Origin of the sequence: Amycolatopsis sp. NBC_01480 (genome assembly GCF_036227205.1) — a bacterium.
GTDB lineage: Bacteria > Actinomycetota > Actinomycetes > Mycobacteriales > Pseudonocardiaceae > Amycolatopsis.
The window spans coordinates 3,118,359-3,136,796 of record NZ_CP109442.1 but is presented as its reverse complement, the minus strand read 5'-3'; the positions used below and the strand labels follow the sequence as shown (position 1 = coordinate 3,136,796).

At 69.7% G+C, this 18,438-nt stretch carries 16 protein-coding genes; 6 read left to right on the top strand and 10 right to left on the bottom strand.

What is annotated here, in order from left to right:
• The first annotated feature begins 2 nt into the window (after positions 1–2).
• On the top strand, positions 3–578 hold the full coding sequence (locus OG371_RS14880) for a peroxidase-related enzyme (protein WP_329069577.1): 576 nt from the start codon (positions 3–5) through the stop codon (positions 576–578).
• A 16-nt stretch (positions 579–594) separates the two neighbouring features.
• Here OG371_RS14880 and OG371_RS14875 read toward each other — a convergent pair whose 3' ends face one another.
• The 4 genes from OG371_RS14875 to OG371_RS14860 all read right to left on the bottom strand — a co-directional run bounded on the left by OG371_RS14875 (position 595) and on the right by OG371_RS14860 (position 3,693).
• The gene (locus tag OG371_RS14875) at positions 595–882 is read right to left on the bottom strand and encodes a hypothetical protein (RefSeq protein ID WP_329069575.1); all 288 of its coding nucleotides are present in this window, start codon (positions 880–882) and stop codon (positions 595–597) included.
• Positions 883–1,812 (bottom strand): bifunctional helix-turn-helix transcriptional regulator/GNAT family N-acetyltransferase, encoded by a 930-nt coding sequence (locus tag OG371_RS14870; protein ID WP_329069573.1) that lies wholly within the window; start codon positions 1,810–1,812, stop codon positions 883–885.
• 245 nt (positions 1,813–2,057) lie between these two features.
• Positions 2,058–2,207: a hypothetical protein gene (locus tag OG371_RS14865; protein ID WP_177231655.1), complete on the bottom strand. Its 150-nt coding sequence runs from the start codon at positions 2,205–2,207 to the stop codon at positions 2,058–2,060.
• A 295-nt stretch (positions 2,208–2,502) separates the two neighbouring features.
• A complete protein-coding gene (locus OG371_RS14860; protein ID WP_329069571.1) occupies positions 2,503–3,693 on the bottom strand; it encodes an ATP-binding protein in 1,191 nt (396 codons plus the stop codon).
• 341 nt (positions 3,694–4,034) lie between these two features.
• On the opposite strand from OG371_RS14860, the gene OG371_RS14855 reads away from it, so the two are divergent.
• Entirely contained in the window at positions 4,035–4,574 is a 540-nt protein-coding gene (locus tag OG371_RS14855; protein ID WP_329069569.1) for a DoxX family membrane protein, read from the top strand.
• 56 nt (positions 4,575–4,630) lie between these two features.
• On the opposite strand, the gene OG371_RS14850 is transcribed toward OG371_RS14855, so the two are convergent.
• Complete coding sequence (locus OG371_RS14850) at positions 4,631–5,920, bottom strand: acetyl-CoA C-acetyltransferase (protein ID WP_329069567.1); 1,290 nt, start codon at positions 5,918–5,920, stop codon at positions 4,631–4,633.
• A gap of 95 nt (positions 5,921–6,015) precedes the next feature.
• Here OG371_RS14850 and OG371_RS14845 point away from each other — a divergent pair, with 95 nt between their 5' ends.
• On the top strand, positions 6,016–7,350 hold the full coding sequence (locus OG371_RS14845) for a 3-oxoacyl-ACP reductase (protein ID WP_329069565.1): 1,335 nt from the start codon (positions 6,016–6,018) through the stop codon (positions 7,348–7,350).
• A gap of 3 nt (positions 7,351–7,353) precedes the next feature.
• Positions 7,354–8,190: a MaoC family dehydratase gene (locus tag OG371_RS14840; protein ID WP_329069563.1), complete on the top strand. Its 837-nt coding sequence runs from the start codon at positions 7,354–7,356 to the stop codon at positions 8,188–8,190.
• Here the strand turns inward: OG371_RS14840 and OG371_RS14835 are convergent.
• Positions 8,179–8,856 carry a TetR/AcrR family transcriptional regulator gene (locus tag OG371_RS14835; protein ID WP_329069561.1) on the bottom strand — a complete coding sequence of 226 codons (678 nt, stop codon included), beginning with the start codon at positions 8,854–8,856 and terminating at the stop codon, positions 8,179–8,181. The genes OG371_RS14840 and OG371_RS14835 overlap by 12 nt on opposite strands.
• Positions 8,857–8,972: 116 nt before the next feature.
• Between OG371_RS14835 and OG371_RS14830 the strand changes: the two genes are divergently transcribed.
• Together OG371_RS14830 and OG371_RS14825 are read left to right on the top strand one after the other, a co-directional pair.
• Positions 8,973–9,617 (top strand): SCP2 sterol-binding domain-containing protein, encoded by a 645-nt coding sequence (locus tag OG371_RS14830; protein ID WP_329069559.1) that lies wholly within the window; start codon positions 8,973–8,975, stop codon positions 9,615–9,617.
• Positions 9,618–9,645: 28 nt separating this feature from the next.
• A complete protein-coding gene (locus tag OG371_RS14825) occupies positions 9,646–10,248 on the top strand; it encodes an SCP2 sterol-binding domain-containing protein (protein WP_329073071.1) in 603 nt (200 codons plus the stop codon).
• Here OG371_RS14825 and OG371_RS14820 read toward each other — a convergent pair.
• The 4 genes from OG371_RS14820 to OG371_RS14805 are packed head-to-tail and all read right to left on the bottom strand — an operon-like array spanning position 10,232 to position 18,415.
• Positions 10,232–11,527, bottom strand: coding sequence for a TIGR02679 family protein (locus tag OG371_RS14820; protein WP_329069557.1), 1,296 nt, complete (start codon positions 11,525–11,527; stop codon positions 10,232–10,234). The genes OG371_RS14825 and OG371_RS14820 overlap by 17 nt on opposite strands.
• Positions 11,491–15,681 (bottom strand): TIGR02680 family protein, encoded by a 4,191-nt coding sequence (locus OG371_RS14815; protein ID WP_329069556.1) that lies wholly within the window; start codon positions 15,679–15,681, stop codon positions 11,491–11,493. Before OG371_RS14815 ends, OG371_RS14820 begins: the two co-directional genes overlap by 37 nt.
• A complete protein-coding gene (locus OG371_RS14810; protein ID WP_329069554.1) occupies positions 15,678–16,871 on the bottom strand; it encodes a TIGR02678 family protein in 1,194 nt (397 codons plus the stop codon). Before OG371_RS14810 ends, OG371_RS14815 begins: the two co-directional genes overlap by 4 nt.
• Complete coding sequence (locus tag OG371_RS14805) at positions 16,868–18,415, bottom strand: TIGR02677 family protein (RefSeq protein WP_329069552.1); 1,548 nt, start codon at positions 18,413–18,415, stop codon at positions 16,868–16,870. The genes OG371_RS14810 and OG371_RS14805 overlap by 4 nt, the downstream gene beginning before the upstream one ends.
• Between the last annotated feature and the right edge of the window lie 23 nt (positions 18,416–18,438).

Below are 18,438 nucleotides of genomic sequence, written 5' to 3'. Positions count from 1 at the left end.
CCATGAGCGACGCGGTGAGCCGGTTCCCGGTGACGGAACTCGAAGACCTGCCAGCAGACCTGCGCGAGCGAGTGGGCGCCGTCGCGGAGAAGTCCGGGTTCACGCCCAACATCTTCCGCGCCCTGGGCCACCGGCCGGCCGAGCTGAGGGCGTTCCTCGACTACCACGACGCGCTGATGGAACGCGAGGGCGGACTCACCAAGGCCGAGCGCGAGCTGGTGGTCGTCGCGACGTCCGGGGCCAACCACTGCACGTACTGCGTGGTGGCGCACGGGGCGATCCTGCGGATCCGCGCGAAGGACCCCGAGCTGGCCGACCGGGTGTCGAGCAACCCGTGGCAGGTCGAGCTGGACGAGCGCGGCCGCGCGATCGTCGACCTCGCGCTGGCGCTCGCGCAGGACTCCGCGCTGTTCGGCGAGCCCGACCTCGAGGCGGCGCGGGACGCCGGGCTGACCGAGGAGGAGATTTGGGACGTCGGCGCCATCACCGCGCTGTTCGCGATGTCCAACCGGCTCGCGCACCTGACCGCGCTCAAGCCGAACGCCGAGTTCTACCTGATGGGCCGGCAGAAGCGGTAGGCCAGCACGCGGTAGCTCAGAAGCGGTAGAACGGCCCGGGCAGGTCGCGGCTCAGCTCGAACCGGCCGCGCAGCCAGCCGCGCAGCCGGGCCACCGGTTTCGTCCACACCCGCGGCGCCGGGCCGAAGTACCGCGGGTCCTCGTGCGGGGTGAACGCGTCGCCGGTCAGCACGACCACGTCGTGGCCCCGCGGGCACCGGCCGGACACGGAGATCATGCCGCGGGTCAGGTTCTCGACCCAGTCGACCTCGTCGACGCCCAGCAGCGTGCGGCGCTCGCAGACGGCGCAGTACACAACGAACATCTACAACTCCAGCCGCCAGGTCTGACTCGTCACGGTCGGCCCGAAGTCGTCCGTCGGCTCCTCGCCGACCAGCTCGAACCCCGCGCGCTGGTAGATGCCGCGGGCGGCGTCGAGCACGGACACCGTCCACAGCTCCATGGCCGCGTAACCGTGCGCGCGGGCGAACTCGATGCACTCGCGCACCAGCCGCTTGCCGACGCCGCGGCCGCGCGCGGCCGGCTCCAGCAGGAGGAGCCGCAGCTTGGCCGTTCGCTCGTCGGGGCCCGGCATGCAGAAGATGCTGCCGACGCGTTCGCCGTCCAGCTCGGCGATCCAGCCGGCCTGCCGCGGATTGCCGCGGCCCTCGGCGAAATCGGCGACGACGCGGGCGACGATGGTCTCGAAGCGCTCGTCCCAGCCGTACTCGCGCGCGTACAGGGTGCCGTGCCGGTGCACGACCCAGCCAAGGTCACCCGGACGTAGGGCGCGTAACACGATCGTGTGATCTGGCTCCCGCTCGTCGACCAGGGCCGTGATGGTCTTCATCGCGCCGAGCAGCCGGCGCTGGTCCTCGTCCGGGAACCGCTCGAGCAGGCCGCCGATCTGCCGCGTCGACCGGTCGTTGAGATCGGCGAACGCGGTCCGGCCCTCGTCGGTGAGGAAAACGAGCTGGCGACGGGCGTCGGTGCCGCTCCGCTCGCGCACGAGCAGGCCGCGGCCCTCGAGCCGGGCGAGCAGGCGGCTGGCGTAACCGGCGTCGAGATCAAGGCGTTTGCGCAGGTCGCTGACGTGAAGCTGGTCCTGTTGGGCCAGTTCGAACAGCACCCGGGCTTCACTCAGCGAGTACTCGGCGTCGGCCGGCCCCTCGTCGAGGATGCCGATCACGCCGGTGTACAGCCGGTTGAACGCGCGCACCGTGTCGACGCGGTCGGTCAGGCGCGAGTTGTTCATTGACCACCTCAACGGATTCGTTGACTCGGTCAAGCATCGCGCGATAGGCCGTTTGCCGCAAGGGTTTTCGGGGAGTGGGCAACAGGGCCCGGACATGTGGAAACCCCGTGATGCTGCCAGGTCGGGGGTCCGCCAGCATCACGGGGTCGTAGTGGGTATCGGCGCTACTCAGCGCGGCGTTACACCCACAGCACTCTGTGGTGTAGGTCACCTACGTGGGTGACACACCAACTGGGTGTGCTCGGTCAGCGCATGAACGGCTGACGAGCCTGGGCGAGGGCGATGAGCTCCTGGCGCACCGTAGAGGTGGCCGCGGTGTCGATCGCCCGGTTCAGCGCCCGGCGAGTACGAACCTCGGCGCGGCGGGCACGGAGCTTGGCGGCGATGTTGCTCATTGGTTTCTGCATCCCCTTAGGAGGTCTTCGGTTGTTGTGCCTTAAGTATGCACCTTTTTTCACAAGATCGCCAACGAATCATCGGTGATGCGGCGCACTCGCCGATGAATCAACGGTGGCGAATGGGTGACGGCCGGACAGATTCCGTGTCGCCGATCACTCGCGGCTAACGCGCTAGCACTGCCTAGGGCTATCTAGCAAAATCGCTATAAACATCTAGGCGGCGTCATAGAACGGTAGTGAGTTCTAGAGGGCAGTGCGCGGTAGCGAGTGCTATCGAGGGGCGGCGGAGCGCTCAGTCGCGCCCGAGCAGGTAGTGGCCGAAGTGCGGCACGGTGAAGGCGATCTGGCCGCGCTCCGCGGAGAAGACCAGACCCTTCTTCATCAGGTTGTCGCGAGCCGGCGACAGCGAGGAAGGCTTGCGCCCCAGGTAAACGGCCACGTCGGCGGTGCCGGCGGGCTCGTCGCGGCCCTGGGTCAGCTCGGCCATCGCGATCAGGTACTCGCGTTCGGCCGGGGTCGCGCGCTCGTACCGCGAGCCGAAGAACCCCACGGCCAGCTCGGCCTCCGCTTCCGGCGCGGCGACCTGCACGTCCTTGACCGTGATCGGGTCCGCGGGCGCGGCGTCCCAGGCGGCCTTGCCGTAGGCCTGGATGAAGTAGGGGTAACCGCCCGACGCGTCGAACAGCGCGTCGAGGGCTTCCGGCTCGATCCCGGCGTCTTCGCGTTCGATCGGCGCCATCACGGCGAGGTCGGCGTCCTCGCGCTCGAGCCGGTCGATCCGGGCGTAGCGGAAGAGCCGCTCGGAGTACGACTTGGACGCGGACAGCACCGCCGGCACGTGCGGCAGCCCCGCCCCGACGACCACCAGCGGCGCCCCGGACTGCGACAGCTCGTGGCACGCCGCGCACAGCGCCGAGACGTCGTCCGGCTGCAGGTCCTGGATCTCGTCGATCAGCAGCGCCACTCCGGTCCCGACGTCCGCGGCCAGGTCCGCGACGTCGGTGAACAGCTCGACCAGGTCGATCTCGATGTCGCCGGAGTCCGCGCGGCCCTGCGCGGCGGGCACGTCGATGCCGGGCTGCCAGCGGTCGCGCAGCTTGGCGTCCGACTTGTTGGCCCGCAGCGCGAACGCCTTGAGCACGCCCAGCACCTCTTCGACCCGGTCCGGCGCGCGGTGCCGCACGGCGAGGTCCCGGATGGCGCGGTGCAGCGCGGCGGACAGCGGCCGCCGCAGCTCGGCGTCCGGCCGCGCCTCGATCTTCCCGGCGCCCCACCCGTGCCGGACGGCCATCGACCGCAGCTCCCCCAGCAGCACCGTCTTGCCGACGCCCCGCAGCCCGGTCAGCACCAGGCTGCGCTCGGGACGGCCGCGGGCCACCCGCTCGAGCACCACCTCGAAGGCCTTGAGCTCGCGCTCCCGCCCCGCCAGCTCCGGCGGCCGCTGTCCGGCGCCGGGGGCGAAGGGATTGCGGATGGGGTCCACTCTGCCACCGTATCGACGTATCTAGGACGGGGCCGATATTCGGCCATACATCGCTAGGGCGTGTCGCCGGCCACCCGGTCGAGGGCTTCCGCCGGGCAGGGTGCTCCCGTGGCTGGTCACGAGGGATGGCCGGGTCTGCAGCCCCGTCCATCCCTACCCCCAGCGACCTCTCCGACGAAGGCGCGGCCGCCCGGGTTCCCGCCTACCGTCATCTGAGGGAATCTAGGAAAAACGCGATATTCACGTATGCGCCGCTAGCGCGGTTCGGCGGCGGGCCCACGGGGAAACCCAGGCGTAAGTTTGACCAGCACACAGCCGACATCCCAGGAAAGGCGACGACCGTGATACTGCGTCGGGTGGCCCGTCCACTGCTCGCGTCGATCTTCATCTACGGCGGTATCGGCATGCTCCGTGACACGCAGGGGCACGCGAAGGCGGTTGAACCCTTCCTCACTGACGTGTTCGACAAGGTCGAGGGCCTGGTGCCGGAGCAGGTGCCGCGCGACCCGGCGACGCTCGTCCGCATCGACGCGGTGGTGAAGATCGGCGCGGGCCTCGCGCTGGCTTCGGGCAAGGCGCCGCGGCTCGCGTCGCTGGCGCTGCTGGGCACGCTGCTGCCGACCACGCTGGCCGCGCACCGGTTCTGGGAGAGCAAGGAGCCCGCCGAGAAGCAGGCGCAGCAGGTGCAGTTCCTCAAGAACGCGAGCCTGGCCGGCGGGCTGCTGCTCGCCGCCGGCGACACCGCGGGCAAGCCGTCGCTGGGCTGGCGCGCCCGCCGGGCCGCCAAGAAGGCCGGCCAGGGCGCGGACAAGCTGGGCAAGAAGGCGAGCAAGCGCGCCGACAAGCTGAGCAAGAAGGCCGAGAAGGCGCTCACCCACTGACCCGCGAAAACGGGCCGCACCCCAGCGTGAGTGCGGCCCGTTTTTCGTGCGGTGGCTTACTTTTCCAGGATCGCGGTGACGCCCTGGCCGCCGGCCGCGCAGATCGAGATCAGGCCGCGGCCCGAGCCCTTCTCGTCCAGCAGCTTCGCCAGTGTGGCGACGATCCGGCCGCCGGTCGCGGCGAACGGGTGCCCCGCGGCCAGCGACGAGCCGTTGACGTTCAGCTTGCTCCGGTCGATCGAGCCGAGCGGCTCGTCCAGGCCGAGCTTCTCCTTGGCGAACGCCGGGTCCTCCCACGCCTTGAGCGTGGCGAGCACCTGTGAGGCGAACGCCTCGTGGATCTCGTAGAAGTCGAAGTCCTGCAACGAAAGTCCCGCTCGCGCGAGCATTCGGGGCACGGCGTACGCGGGCGCCATCAGCAGCCCCTCGTCACCGTGCACGTAGTCGACGGCCGCGGTCTGCGTGAACGTCAGGTACGCCAGCACCGGCAGCTTGTGCGCCTTCGCCCACTCGTCGGTCGCGAGCAGGACGGTCGACGCGCCGTCGGTGAGCGGCGTCGAGTTGCCCGCCGTCATGGTGCCGTCCGGGCCGCCGTACACCGGCTTGAGCTTCGCCAGCTTCTCGACGCTGGACTCCGGCCGCAGGTTCTGGTCACGCGAGAGCTTGAGGAACGGCGTGACCAGGTCGTCGAAGAAGCCCCGGTCGTAAGCCGCCGCGAGGTGCTGGTGGCTGGCCGCCGCGAGCTCGTCCTGCGCCTCGCGCGTGACCTCCCAGACCTTCGCGGTCAGCGCCGCGTGCTCGCCCATCGAAAGGCCGGTGCGCGGCTCGGCGTTGCGCGGGATCTCCGGCACGATGTGGCCCGGCCGCAGTTTCGCGACGAGCTTGAGCCGGTCGCCCAGCGTCTTCGCGGCGTTGAACTGCACGAGGACCTTGCGCAGGTCGTCGTTCACGGCCAGCGGCGCGTCGCTGGTGGTGTCGACGCCGCCCGCGATCGCCGAGTCGATCTCGCCGAGCGCGATCTTGTGCGCCACGGTGATCACGGCCTGCAGCCCGGTGCCGCACGCCATCTGCACGTCGGACGCGGGCGTCGCGGGCGAGAGGCGGCTGCCCAGCACGCTTTCGCGGGCCAGGTTGAAATCCTTCGAGTGCTTGAGCACGGCGCCGGCGGCGACCTCGCCGATCTGCTCGCCCTGCAGGGAGAAGCGGCTGACCAGGCCGTCGAGCGCGGCGGTGAACATGTCCTGGTTCGACGCCTTCGCGTACGGGCCGTTCGACCTCGCGAAGGGAATCCGGTTCCCGCCGACGATCGCGACCCTGCGCACCGCGGCGGTTTTTCTGGTCGCCATGACGTCCACCTCTCTCAAGTCGTCCCTCTCACACTGTAACCTACTAGCCAGTAGGTTAGACTGCGACGTGACGCAGACGGCACGGGAGGCATTCGATGGCTGACAGGTACCAGCAGTTCACGAAAACCCCGCTGGGGAAGTTCGTGGTGCCGAAGCTCGGCCTGCCCAGCCCGGCCACCCTCCGCCGGTACTGGCCTGGTCAGCTCGCCCTCGAGGGTCCCGCACTCGTCGGCGCGGCGCCCGGCGGACGGCTGGAGAAAACCCTTAAGAGCCAACTCGCCGGCGCCGGCATCGAGGTGGTCACCGCGCCCGTCGAGCGGCACGCGGCGCTGGTCTTCGATGCCACCGGCGTCAAGGACCCGGCCGAGCTGCGTGAGGTCTACCGCTTCTTCCACCCGGTGATCCGCAAGGTCGGCGCGTCCGGGCGTGTGGTCGTGCTCGGCACGCCGCCGGAGCTGGCCGAGGGCCGGGAGCGGATCGCGCAGCGGGCGTTGGAAGGTTTCGTGCGCTCGGTCGGCAAGGAGCTGAAGCGCGGCGCGACCGCGCAGCTCGTGTACGTCGCCGAAGGCGCCGAAGAAGCGAGCGAGTCGACGCTTCGCTTCCTGCTATCCGCGAAGTCCGCCTTCGTGGACGCGCAGGTAATCCGGGTCGGCACGCACGCGGTGGCCGCCGAGGCGCCGTCGAACTGGGAGAAGCCGCTCGAAGGCAAGGTCGCGCTGGTCACGGGCGCCTCCCGCGGCATCGGCGAGGCGATCGCCGAGACGCTGGCCCGCGACGGCGCGCACGTCGTCGCCCTCGACATCCCGGCGCAGGGCGCGGACCTGTCCAAGGTGGCCAACCGGATCGGCGGCTCGGCCCTGCAGCTCGACATCACCGCGGCCGACGCGCCGGCCAAGCTCGCCGAGTACCTCTCCAGCCGACACGACGGCGTCGACGTCGTCGTGCACAACGCGGGCATCACGCGGGACAAGACGCTCGGCAACATGGCCGAATCCGGCTGGGACGCCGTGCTCACCGTGAACCTCGCCGCGCAGCTCGCGGTCAACGACAAGCTGCTCGCGGACAAGGTGTTGAAGGCCAACGGCCGGATCATCGGCGTCTCGTCCATCGCGGGCATCGCCGGCAACGTCGGCCAGACGAACTACGCGACGTCGAAGGCGGGTGTGATCGGCATGGTGAACGTCGGCGCGCCGCAGCTCGCGGAGTACGGCGGCACGATCAACGCCGTCGCGCCGGGGTTCATCGAGACCAAGATGACGGCCGCCGTGCCGCTGTTCATCCGCGAGGCCGGGCGGCGGCTGTCCAGCCTCGGCCAGGGCGGGCTGCCGGTGGACGTCGCGGAAACCATTGCCTGGTATGCGAATCCGGCGTCGGCGGCGGTCAACGGCAACGTGGTCCGCGTCTGCGGCCAGGCCCTGCTGGGGGCGTGAACCGTGGCCGTGCGTGAACTCAGCAGCTCGCCCAGCCTGGCGACGCTGTACCCGAAGGCGCTGCTGCGCCGCGGCGGCGGCTCGACGCTGCCGGACCTCGAGCTGGTGCGCTCCGGCGTGGTCGTCGACCCGGCGCACGTGGCCGCGTACAACCAGGTCTGCGGCTTCCGCTTCGGCGACGAGCTGCCGGCGACGTACCCGCACCTGCTCGCGTTCCCGTTGCAGATGGCGCTGATGACCGAGCCGGGGTTCCCGTTCCCGTTGCTCGGCATGGTGCACGTGGCCAACCGGATCACGCAGCGCCGGCCGTTGCGGCTCGGCGAGGTGTTCGCCGTGCGCGTGCGCGCGGAAAACCTGCGTCCGCACGAGAAGGGGCGCCAGTTCGACGTGATCAGCGAGGTTTCCGTCGGCGCCGAGACGGTGTGGACGGACGTGTCGACTTATCTGCGCCGGGGCGGCGGCTCGGGCCCGTCGGGGCCGCGTGAGCAGCTCGCGCCGCCGACGCCCAACGCGATCTGGGCGATCCCGGGTGACATCGGCCGTCGTTACGCCGAGGTCTCCGGCGACCGCAACCCGATCCACCTGCACCCGCTGAGCGCGCGCCTGTTCGGCTTCCCCGCGGCGATCGCCCACGGCATGTGGACGAAGGCGCACGCGCTGGCGGCGTTCGAGGGGCGGCTGCCGTCGGCGTTCACCATCGACGTGCGGTTCAAGCAGCCCGTGCTGCTGCCCGCGAAGGCGGCTTTCACTACTTGGCCGACGGACGACGGCTGGGCGTTCGAGCTGTGGAATGCGCGCAAGCCCAAGCCGCACCTGGACGGGACGATTTCAGCCCTCTGACGCGGTTTCGCCGGGCAGCGGCTTCCAGACCTTGCCCTCGACGAGGTCGTTGAAGCCGAGCCAGACCAGGTTCATCAGCCAGGACGCGAGCACGCCGTCGGAGATCTCGGGGTGGTCGAGCGCCCAGTCTGCGAGTGATTCCGCGGCGCCGACCAGCGCGGCGGACAGCCCGGCGCCGGAGAACTCGGCCTGCTGGGCCAGGCCCTTGCGGGTGCCGGCGGAGACGACCAGCGCGGCGACCAGCTCGATCGCGCGGGTGCGCATGGCGGTGATCTCGGCGGCGAACGCGCCGCCGACCGTCAGCGCCTGCCGGTGCAGCACCGTCCACGATTCGCGGTATTCGGCGACGAAGCGGTAGAACGACCGCAGCCCGTGCCAGAGCTGCATGTCCGGTGGCAGGTCGGGCTGGACGCCGGCTTGGATGGCCTCGAGCAGCCGCGTCGCCTCGCGCTGGATGCTCTTGCCGAACAGGTCTTCCTTGGAGCCGAGGTAGGTGTAGATCATCGGCTTGGAGACGCCGGCGACCTCGGAGATCTCGTCCATCGACGCCGAGTGGTAGCCGTGGCGCGAGAACACCTGCACCGCGGCGTCCAGGATCTGCCGCTCGCGCACGGCGCGCGGTAGCCGCCGGGCCCGCTCGGGCGGGCGCTGCTCTTCGTCGGGCACTCCGACCTCCCTTTCGCCAGCACGAGACGCTACCTGCCGCCGTGGTCGGCGCGTTCTTGCCCGCTTACCTACTCGCGGGTAGCCTTACGCTGTAGCCGAGGGGAACGGGGTGGCGCATGGCCGAGGACACCGATCTGGCGAACCTGCGTGGTACGGCGCTGCTCGACGCGCTGGACCGCGTCGACGGGCTGGGCCCGGAGGTCGGCGCACTGGACGTCAACGAGCTGGCCGACGCCGTCGACCCCCGTGAACTGGGCAAAGACGACTTCCGCCGGCTGCTGGCGACGCTGATCCGCCTGGCGGAAACGGCGCCGGCGTTCTCCCTGACGAAGGTGGACCCGACGCGCTTCGCGAACCTCGTGGCGCGCGCGTCGCGTGCGCAGCTGGAGGCCGTCGTCGCCGAGCGCGTGCTGTGCGAGCGGGTGCTGGACGAGATCTTCGCGCGCATGGGGGCGCACATCCGGGTGGACCGTGCGCGGTCGTTGCACGCGGTGGTGCACTGGCGCCTGTCCGGCGGAGCGGGCGACGGCGGTTACGACCGCTACGAGACGGTGATCTCGCGGGGCGCCTGCACGGTTTCGCGTGAGATGAAGGAGAAGCCGCGCGTGACGATCACGGTCGCCCCGACGGACTTCTTCCGCATCATCACCCACCAGGCCACGCCCGCGGTGTTGTTCGTGACCGGGAAGATCAAGGTGAAAGGCGATCTCGCATTCGCGGCGGGCCTGGTCGGCTATTTCGACCTTCCCAAACCGGCTTGAGCCGTTACACTCCTTTTCCGTGTCCCGTATCCGGTGGCGTCGATTCTCCCGCCCGTCCGCTTCGTCGGCCTCAGGCCACGCGGTCAACGGTTTCGCGCGGAAGCTGGAGCTGTCGAAGCTGACCCCGGACCAGTTCGTGCAGGTCCTGGAAACCTTGCACATGCTGGGAAACGCGGGCGCCGGCATCGAACTGAGCGCCCTCTCCACCCAGGTCTTGGTCGACATTGTGGCCCACTCCTCCCGAGAGCAATTGAAGGCGATCGCGGACCACGCGGAGCTACGCTCGGTGTTCCTGGACGAGATTTTCCGCAGAATGTCCGAGCATTTCCTCCCGGCCCGCGCCCGCTACGTCAACGTTGTCGTTTCCTGGCGCTTTTCCGGCGCCGAATCAGAAGACGGCTACGACCGTTTCCAGACAGTGATCGAAGACGGCCTGTGCGTTTCCAGCACCGACCTATCTCGTACACCGGACACGACAATCACCCTGTCTGTCGACGACTTCATCCGCATGGCCACGGGCAACGCCGCTGTCGCAACGATGTTCGTGACCGGCCGCGTGAAGGTGAAGGGTGAGTACGCCCCGGCTGTGCGGTTGTCCAGCTACTTCGACATCCCTAAGCCGACCGAGTGAGATCTTCGACGAGCTGGTCGAGGACGAGTTCTTCTTCCACTTTCCGGCCCAGTTCGATCATCGTGGTCGTCAACTCACGATCCCAGTTCGCGGCGACGGGGGTGCCAGTCAGGGTGGCGCCGGGGTGCGCAGCGGCGGCGGCCCGGTAGGCAGCGGCATCGAACCGCCAAGGCCGGACAGGCAGACGGTCGAACAGGACGTTGGCGATGCGAATTCCGCCCCAGTCGAAGTCCCCGTGGTGACGAAGCTCGGCACCGGCGTCGGCCAGCGCCCGAAGAAGGAGCAGCACCGCCGCGCCGGGCTGACCGTAGGTGCAGACCAGCGGTGGGCAGGCTTGGCCGAGGCGGTCGGCCGCGGTCGTGACGACCACTGGGTTTTCGCAGATCGACACGATGCGGTCGGTCAAGCGGGGCGCGTCGCGGACCAACTGTCGAAGAGTCAGCACGACGGGCTGGCCTGCCGAATGGAACGCGGCAAGGGCCCGGCCGGTGGCGGTGTCCGGATCGCCTGGAAGACCGAGAGTCAGGACCGTGCTGGACACTTCGTCGCGCAGCACGCCGACGGCGGCCCACGCTTCGCGGTTCGACGCAGTCTCCGGCACGTCCGCCAGGACGCGCGCGGCACCGAGGGCGAGCGTGGTCAGGGGCCGGCCGCTATCGAGTCCGTGGGCATCGCGGGTCGTCCGCGCGGCCAGCTGTCCCAATGGCTCGCCGGATGCGGGCAGTTCGGTGACGACCCTGGCGAGGTCGGCCAGCAGCGGGGCCGCGACCTCCGGCGTGCCGGCCAGCCTGCGGACCAGGCCGGTCGCGTGCAGGCGTTCGTACCAGTTTTCCAGCGCAGGCTGGATTTCGATGACCGCGGCGAGCGGCGCGAAGGCTTTCCGCCACGCGGCTTCTTCAGCGGCGCCGCGCGCGCCGAGGTCGGTGATCGGCCCGCCCAGCGCGATCACTGCGGCAGCGAGCCCGTCGGGGCTGGCGCCGGAATGACGCAGGATGTCGTCGACAGCCGGCAGTGACACGGTCAAGGTGCTGCCGGCTCGCGGGCGACGGCCGAGCAGCCGGTGCGCCGCGTCGCGTTGAGCGGGTGTGGCTCCGGCGAGCGTGACGGACGCGTCCAGGGTTTCTCCCCGTTCGAGCCGCCGCCGGACCCGATCGACCAGCCAGGTCAGCTCGTCGCCGAGCAGCCGCGAAAGCCGGGCGAGGTCAGCTGGTTTCCCGCTCGAAGGCTGGTGGTCCACCAGGGTCAGTCTACTGAGCCGATCTCCTGGAATCCTTCCCAAAGACCGTTCTGCGCGGGGCTGCTTTGGACGCGGCTGCCCGGGGCGATGGCGGATGCGGCTTCGAGGAGCCGAGGCTCGGCGCGTTCGGCTCTGGTCCGCCGGTGCCCATCCCATTCCCAGTTTGTGACCAGCACTGCCGCGATGTCATCGGTCCGGGACAGCTGGGAGATCGCCAAGCCGGGAACCTCCGGGTAGCAGCCCCATTCCCGTTCGCTGGTCATCACCACGTCCAGATCGAACGCCGCCAGCAGGCCGAGGTACTTCGCGCGCGCGTTGTCGTCGACCCCGGCGAAGGCTTCATCGAGTGTCACCAGCCGTGGGGCGTACGGGCTGCCGGCCGAGGCGTAGTGCGACGATGCGGCAGCGAACAGCGGCACACTCGCCGCCAGGACTCGCTCGCCGCCTGAGGCTGGTCCGGTCGCCGGTTTCCATTGGCCGTTCTGGTGCCGTTGAATGACGAAGCGGTTCCAGTTCCGGTAATCCAGTGCTTCGGTCAAGTGCTCAAGCCAGGTGCCCGACGCGTCGCGAGAACGTACTTCCGCGATCCTGTCCTGCAAGAACCCACCGACGGCCGCACGGTCTTCCTCGGACCAGGCGTCGGCCGTCTGCCGCAGCAATCGTTCGCGGGCCGCCGCCAGTCCGGTCGGGCCGTCTTCCCGCGGCCGCCAGACCAGCCGCAGCCGCATGCCGGTGCTGGTCGGGCGCTCGTCCAGCTCGACGTTCATCCGCGCGACCTGCGCCTCGGCGGCCGAGATCAGCTCCTGCAGAGTGCTCGCCACCTCGTTGACCAGGTGGTTCTCCAGGATCTCCCGTTCGCGCTCGCTCAGCAGGCGTTCCCGGTCTTCGACTTCGGTGGCCAGCGCCGTGGTCAATTCCGGGACCGTCGACGGCTTGCCCTGGAACTCGACTTCGACCACCAGACCGTCTTCGAGCAGATCACCGGACGCTCGGCTGCCCTGGCGCGAGAGGGTGTCGGTGAGGTTCTTGAGTTCGTCGTTGACCCGTTTCTGCGCGCGATCCCACGCGGCGTCGTCGTCCTGGGTGTCGGCGAGTTCCTCGTTCATCCGCCGGGCGAGCCGCACGGTCGGATCGGGCGCCCAGGATTCGGCCGGACCCGGAACGACCAGCTCGGGCAGTGCCACGGCGAGCAAGCCGGTCAGCGTGAATCGTCGCAGCGACTCGGCGGCCGCGGTTCGTTCGTTGGTCGCGACCTGTAACTCGTCTTCGAGCGTTTCCCGGCGGCCTTCCGCTTTGCCTCGCGCATTGATCGCCGCGTCCCGCTCACGCCCGACGGTGGTCGCATCGTTTTCGTTGGTACGTAAGGCGTCCGCGACCTCAGCAAGGTGTGCTTCGAGTTCGGCGACGGCCGCGCCGACTGTTTCTCGCAGCGTCTGGTGATGCTCGGCCGCGGCGGCCGCGGTTTGTTCCGCTGTTTCCGCACGCTCCGCGGCTTCGGTCAGGTCTGTTTCAGCCTCGGCCAGCTCATCAACAGCCTGCTCGACTGTGTGGCGGGCGTCCATGACCGCGGCGACGACCGGCCAGAGGCCGGCCAACGCGATCCGGTACGCGGCCAGCCCTCGGGCTACTTCAGCCAGTTCGACCGCGGCCGCGGGCAGGCCGGTGTCCGAGGCCGCCTCATCGAGCGTGGCCCCTGCCAGCTCGGCGGACTCGGTCGCGGTGCCCACGGCCCCGTGGGCGTCCGACTGCTTCACCATCAGCTGACGCAGGTCTTCAGCCAGGCGTTTGGCCTCGGAGTGGGCGTCGCGTAGCGCCGTGTCGGACGGCAGCCCGGACACTTCGTCGGTGAGTGTGACCTGGCGGGTGCTCAGCTCGCCGCGGGCCCGCACCAGGTCGTCCAGTTTCGCTTCCAGGCCAGTTAGTTCGGTGCGCAAAGTGACCAGGCGGGAGCGCCGCGCGGCTTCACGGGCACCGCGACCGAGGTACTCCGCGGCCGGTTTGTGCCAGGCGCCTCGCAGTACCCCGATCCGGTACTCGCCGGCCGTGCTGACCCAGGTCTCGCTTCCGTCGCCCTGCTCGATCGAACCCAAGCCGATCGAGGCGAGCAGACCGGCGACCGCCTCGTCGGAAATGGCGTCGGCGAGTGGATCTTCCCGGTCCACCGCGGGAACCAGCGCGGTGGCCAGGCTCGGTCCCGCGACTGTGCCGCGCGGGCTGAGCACGACGTCCTCGGTGTCCGGCGCGAGCAGCTCACCGGTCGGCGTGACCCAGGCGTCGAGGACGCCGGCCCCTTCCAATGCAGCCTCGAGGCCTGCGCGCTCGGTCGGCGACACGTCGGCGGCGAAGTCGACGAGCTGCCAGAGCGGAGCGCCGAGACGGCCGGCGCGCTCGGTGTTCTGCCGGGTGTGCGGCACGGGCGGGATGCTGTCTTCGCCGCGTTCAAGGCGTTCGATCTCGACAGCCAGCTCCGAGACCCGTTGGCGCGCCGTGTGCTCCTCGGCTTCGAGCGCGGCGTCGGCACGGGCCAGCCCCGCGATCGCTGTCTGTCCCGCGACACTCACCGCGGCCGCTGCCGGGTTCGGCCCGTCCAACGTCTCGGTCCAGAGTTCCAACTCGGCGAAGGTGGTGGCCGGGTCGTCGAGGTGCAACTCGGTGGCCACGTCAAGGTGGCCGCGGATCGCCGCCGTCAGTTCGTGGCCGCGCTCGCCGATCCGCGCCTCGGCCTGGACCCTGCGTTCGGCCAGGTCGTCCACCGCGGTGTCCAGCTCGGAGGCTTTGCGGCGGGCTTCGGCCAGCTTGTTCCCGGCCTCTTCGGCGGCCTTGATCAGCGCGGTCATCTGGTCGACCGCGCGCTCCTGCCGGACGGCCAGCTGATCGGCGCTCTCGCGCAGGCGCGCCACTTCCGGGTCAGCGGTGAGTGCCGCGTCGATGCGCTCGGCGTGGGGAATGGCGATCCGCGCCAGCGCCGAGGCCGCTGTCGCGCTCTGGCGGGCTGCGTCAAGATTGGTGCCGGCCTCGGCAAGTCGGGCGGCGGCGAGGCTGTGCTGCTGCCGGCGGGTGCCGAGCTTCTTGGCGGCCCGGTCGCGCACCTCGCCGAGCCGAAGCGCCTCTTCGCCGAGCTTTCGGGCATCGGTGGCGGCGCGTTCCAGCTCGATTGCGCTGCGCATCTCGGGGCCGGCTCGGAGGGCTTTGTCGCGGGCCTGCAAGCGTTTGCGGGCGATGGCGAGCTCGTCGAGCCTGGTCTTCGCGGCGGTCAGCGCGGTTTCGGCCTGCTGATAGGCGGTTTCGGCTGCGCTCAGTTCCTCGCTGACCCGCCGGTACACGGCCTGGGCTTCACGCGGACGGGCCGCCCGTCGCCGGGAGGCGATCCGCGCGTAGCGGCGGTAGTGGCCGAGGAACGACTTCGCCGCGTTGCGGGCTTCGGTCATCGCGGCGAGGGAATTGCGGTCCTCTTCGAGGCTGCGGAACGCGTCGGCGACGTCCGCGACCACTGCCTGGTCCAGCGGTGGCAGCGACTCGGTGAGCGCGGCGGACAGCGCCTTTTCGCTGGGGCGCTTGGACAACTGCGGTTGCCGCAGCTGGACGAGCAGGTCGACCAGTGCTCCGTAACGCTGCTCGCCGAAGCCGAACAGGGCCTCGTCGACGGCCCGCCGGTAGTTCCGCGCCCGTTCGTAGAGCGTGCCGTGTTCGCCCAGCGCGTCGTTCAACCGGTCCTTGCTCAAGGCCGTGCCGGTCGCATCGACGAGTTCGAGTCCGCCGAGTTCGGGCCCGGCGCCGACCCGCTGTTCGGTGACGAAGTACCAGTGTCGGGCAATGCCCTTGCCGGACACTGCTTTCAGACCGCAACCGAGAGTGCGGAAATGGGCTACGCCGGCCTCGTCGACCCGGCCGAACTCGAGCCAGGTGTAACCGAGGCGTTCCGGATACGGGTGGGCGCCGCCGAGCAGGAGGTTCCACTCCATCTTCTTCTTCGGATCCGCGTCCGGCTCGACCCGGTGCGGCGAGAGGTCACCGTCGAGCAGAAACGGCAGCATCAGCGCGAGCACCTTGGACTTGCCGGTCCCGTTGTTGCCCCGCAGCAACAGGCGCCCGTCGCGGAACCAGAATTCTTCGGTGTCGTAGTAAAAGAGGTCGACCAGCCCCGCGCGCAGCGGCTGCCAGCGTTCGAGCAGCGGTTCGGGCAGCTCGCGGGTCATCGGCGTTCCTGGATGGTCGGTTCGGCCAGCGAATATCGGGACAGCGCGGGACGAGCGGTGACTGCGTCGGCGGTCAAAGTGGTCAGCCGTAACGCTTCCAGCCGGGTCAGCGCGACCGAGGTCAGCTCGACCTCCGCGCCTGGCTCGGCGGAATTGCGGCGCCAGTAGGAGCGGTTCCCGGCGGCGAATTCGCGGACCTTGCCGTGCAGTTCGGACAGCGGCACCCAACGGCCCGCGGTACCGGCAAGGTACTCCGCGAGCAGCAGGGTCACGTGTCCTTCGGTACCGCTTTCCGGCATCCGGACGTCGGTGAGGTCGTCGGCCGGATCGACCATCGCGATGCCCTCGGCGCGAACCTCCGCGATCAGACCGGTCAGCTCGGTGATCCGCGAGGTGATCGCGGCGCGCTGGCTGGTCAGGTAGGCGAGTTCCGCTTCGGTCAGCTCGTCGAAGTAGAGCACGGGCTCATCGAGGAGCCGCCGGGTCAGCTGGTGCCGGATGTGCTGGTTGCGCAGGTCATCGGTGGTGGGTGGCACCTCGGCGACCAGTGCGGTGAGCCGTTCCTCGAAGCTGTCGGCCCGGATCGTGGAAGGGCCACGCGGTGTGGCGAGCAGTGCCGCGAGCACCCGGCGCTCGACGTCGTAGAGCACGTCCCCGGTGTCCTTGACAAAAGCGTCCTCGTCGCCGGCGACGCGGCTGAGCACACCGATGTCGAGCAGGAACCGGACCACTGAGACCAGATCGCCGCGTTCCTCCCGGCCCTGCAGGGTGAACACGATCCCGGCGCCGACGAGGTTCGGATCGCTCGCGCCCAGCACCACCTGTTCGGCGAGACGGCCGAGCGTGATCTGCGCATCGGCGCGTTCCAGCGTCGCAAGGGCGAGACAGAGCAGCACGTAGCGGCGGCGGCCGAACGGCTGCTTCGAGCGGACGTCTCTGGCCGGGTGGCTGTGGTCGGTGGTCGTCGCCACGGTCTTGGCCAGTCGGGCGACTTCGCTGTCGACGAACAGGCGCCAGCCGGTGTTGCGGTCGAACCAGGTCCGCAGCTCGCTCGCGTGCCGTCGAATCACCGTGAAGTCGTCGGATCCCGGGCCGGCCGCACGCACGATCGGACGACGCAGCAAGGCCCGCGCGGCGCGGCGGAACTCGTCGTCACGGGATGCGGCCAGCGCATCGGCCAGCGCACTCATGCGGTCGCTTCCACCATCTCGGCCGGCGTGAGGTCGACGATCTCCACGAGGTGGTCCGGGCCGCGGAAAACCCCGTTCGGAGTCTGGATCGCGGCTCGTCCGGCACCGTCCAGCGCGGTCAGCCGAATGAGCATGCTGCCGTCCGACGTGGTGGTTTCCACCGCGCGTTTCCCCGGTGTCCGGGCTGACAGCGCGTCGCCGAGCAGGGTGAGGAACAGCCGGAACGCGGCCGGGTCGAGCTGGCCGAGATCGGTGAGCCGGGTCGGCCTGCTGGTCACCAGCGCGGCTCGCGCGGCCACGGTCTCGGCGGTTTCCCTGGCCGCGAGTTCGGCGAGATGACGACGTTGGGTGGTGCGGTCGAGCACCCGGTTCGGCTTGCCGCGCCGCTCGTAACTACCGGTCTTGCGGAGGCGAGGGCTGATCTCCAACGGTGGTGCCTGCGCCCACGGCGTATGCGCCGGGACAGGGTTCTCTTCGCGGGCCTGGAGCGTGTCCGCGTCCACTGTCAGGTGCCGGGCCGCGGACAATCCGAATGCCGAGCGCCAGAGCCGGTGCGCCGCGTCGTCGTCCGGTGCTTGGGCGAACCATCTGGCCAGGCTGCGGAAGTCCGCGGATCGATCGGACCGGCCGGCCCGGCGCTCGTTGAGCGCGGCGACGATTTGCAGGAGCTGCGGAATCGCCGCCCTGGCTTGCGAACGGAGCAGCTTCGCCTGGCTGGGGTGGTGCTGTTCGCTGACGAACCAGCTGCGCACGCCCTGCCAGCGGTCTTGCCACAGCGGTCGAATGCGTTCGAATTCAGGCCGCCGGGGGTCGTCCGAGCCTTCGGCTTGTCCTGGTGCGGCATCCTCGGCTTCCCGCCAGGCGGTGATGTCGAGCAGCGGCCCCACACCCAGCAGCTCGATCTCGTCGATCAGAGTGGCGATTTTCCCGCCGGTGCCGACCAGATCCCGGATAAACCGCTCCAGGTAGTCGATCAGCCGATCCTTGTACGCGCGGAAGGCATCAGCATCGGCGTCGTGCAGGTCGATCGTGCGTTGCAGAGACCCCATGAACGCCTGTGCGTTGCTCGCCAGATCGGTGAACCGATCGACCAGCGCACGCAGCAGCAGGTGCACCTTCGCCGGATCGGGCGCGGACTGCCGGGCAAGTTCGAGCAAAGCTTGTAACTGAGTGGCGATGTCCGACAGCGCGACGGCTTGCAACGCGCCGCGCCTGCCGAGCGCCTCGTCGTACGCGGCCAGCGCCAGCTCGACCGCCTCGCCACGTTCAGTGAGCTGATAGAGAAAGCGAGCGCGGTGGAAGTCTTCAACTGTGGTGACCCGGCTGGTGTCCGGGTCGGCGTGCAGGTTGCCCCACTCCACGAGCCTCGTGAGCGCGTCGGCAACCGAATTCGGCTCGATGTCGGCCAGCGTCTCATGCACGTCTTCCGGGCGGAGGTGCACCGTGAAACGGCGCTTGGCATCGACGAACGTGCTCATTACCTGCCGGTAGAGCACGCTGTTCGGCGCGGTCAGATGCGCAAACGGCTGGAAGTTTTCGGTCACCCCTCCTCCTCTCAGGTCGCCAC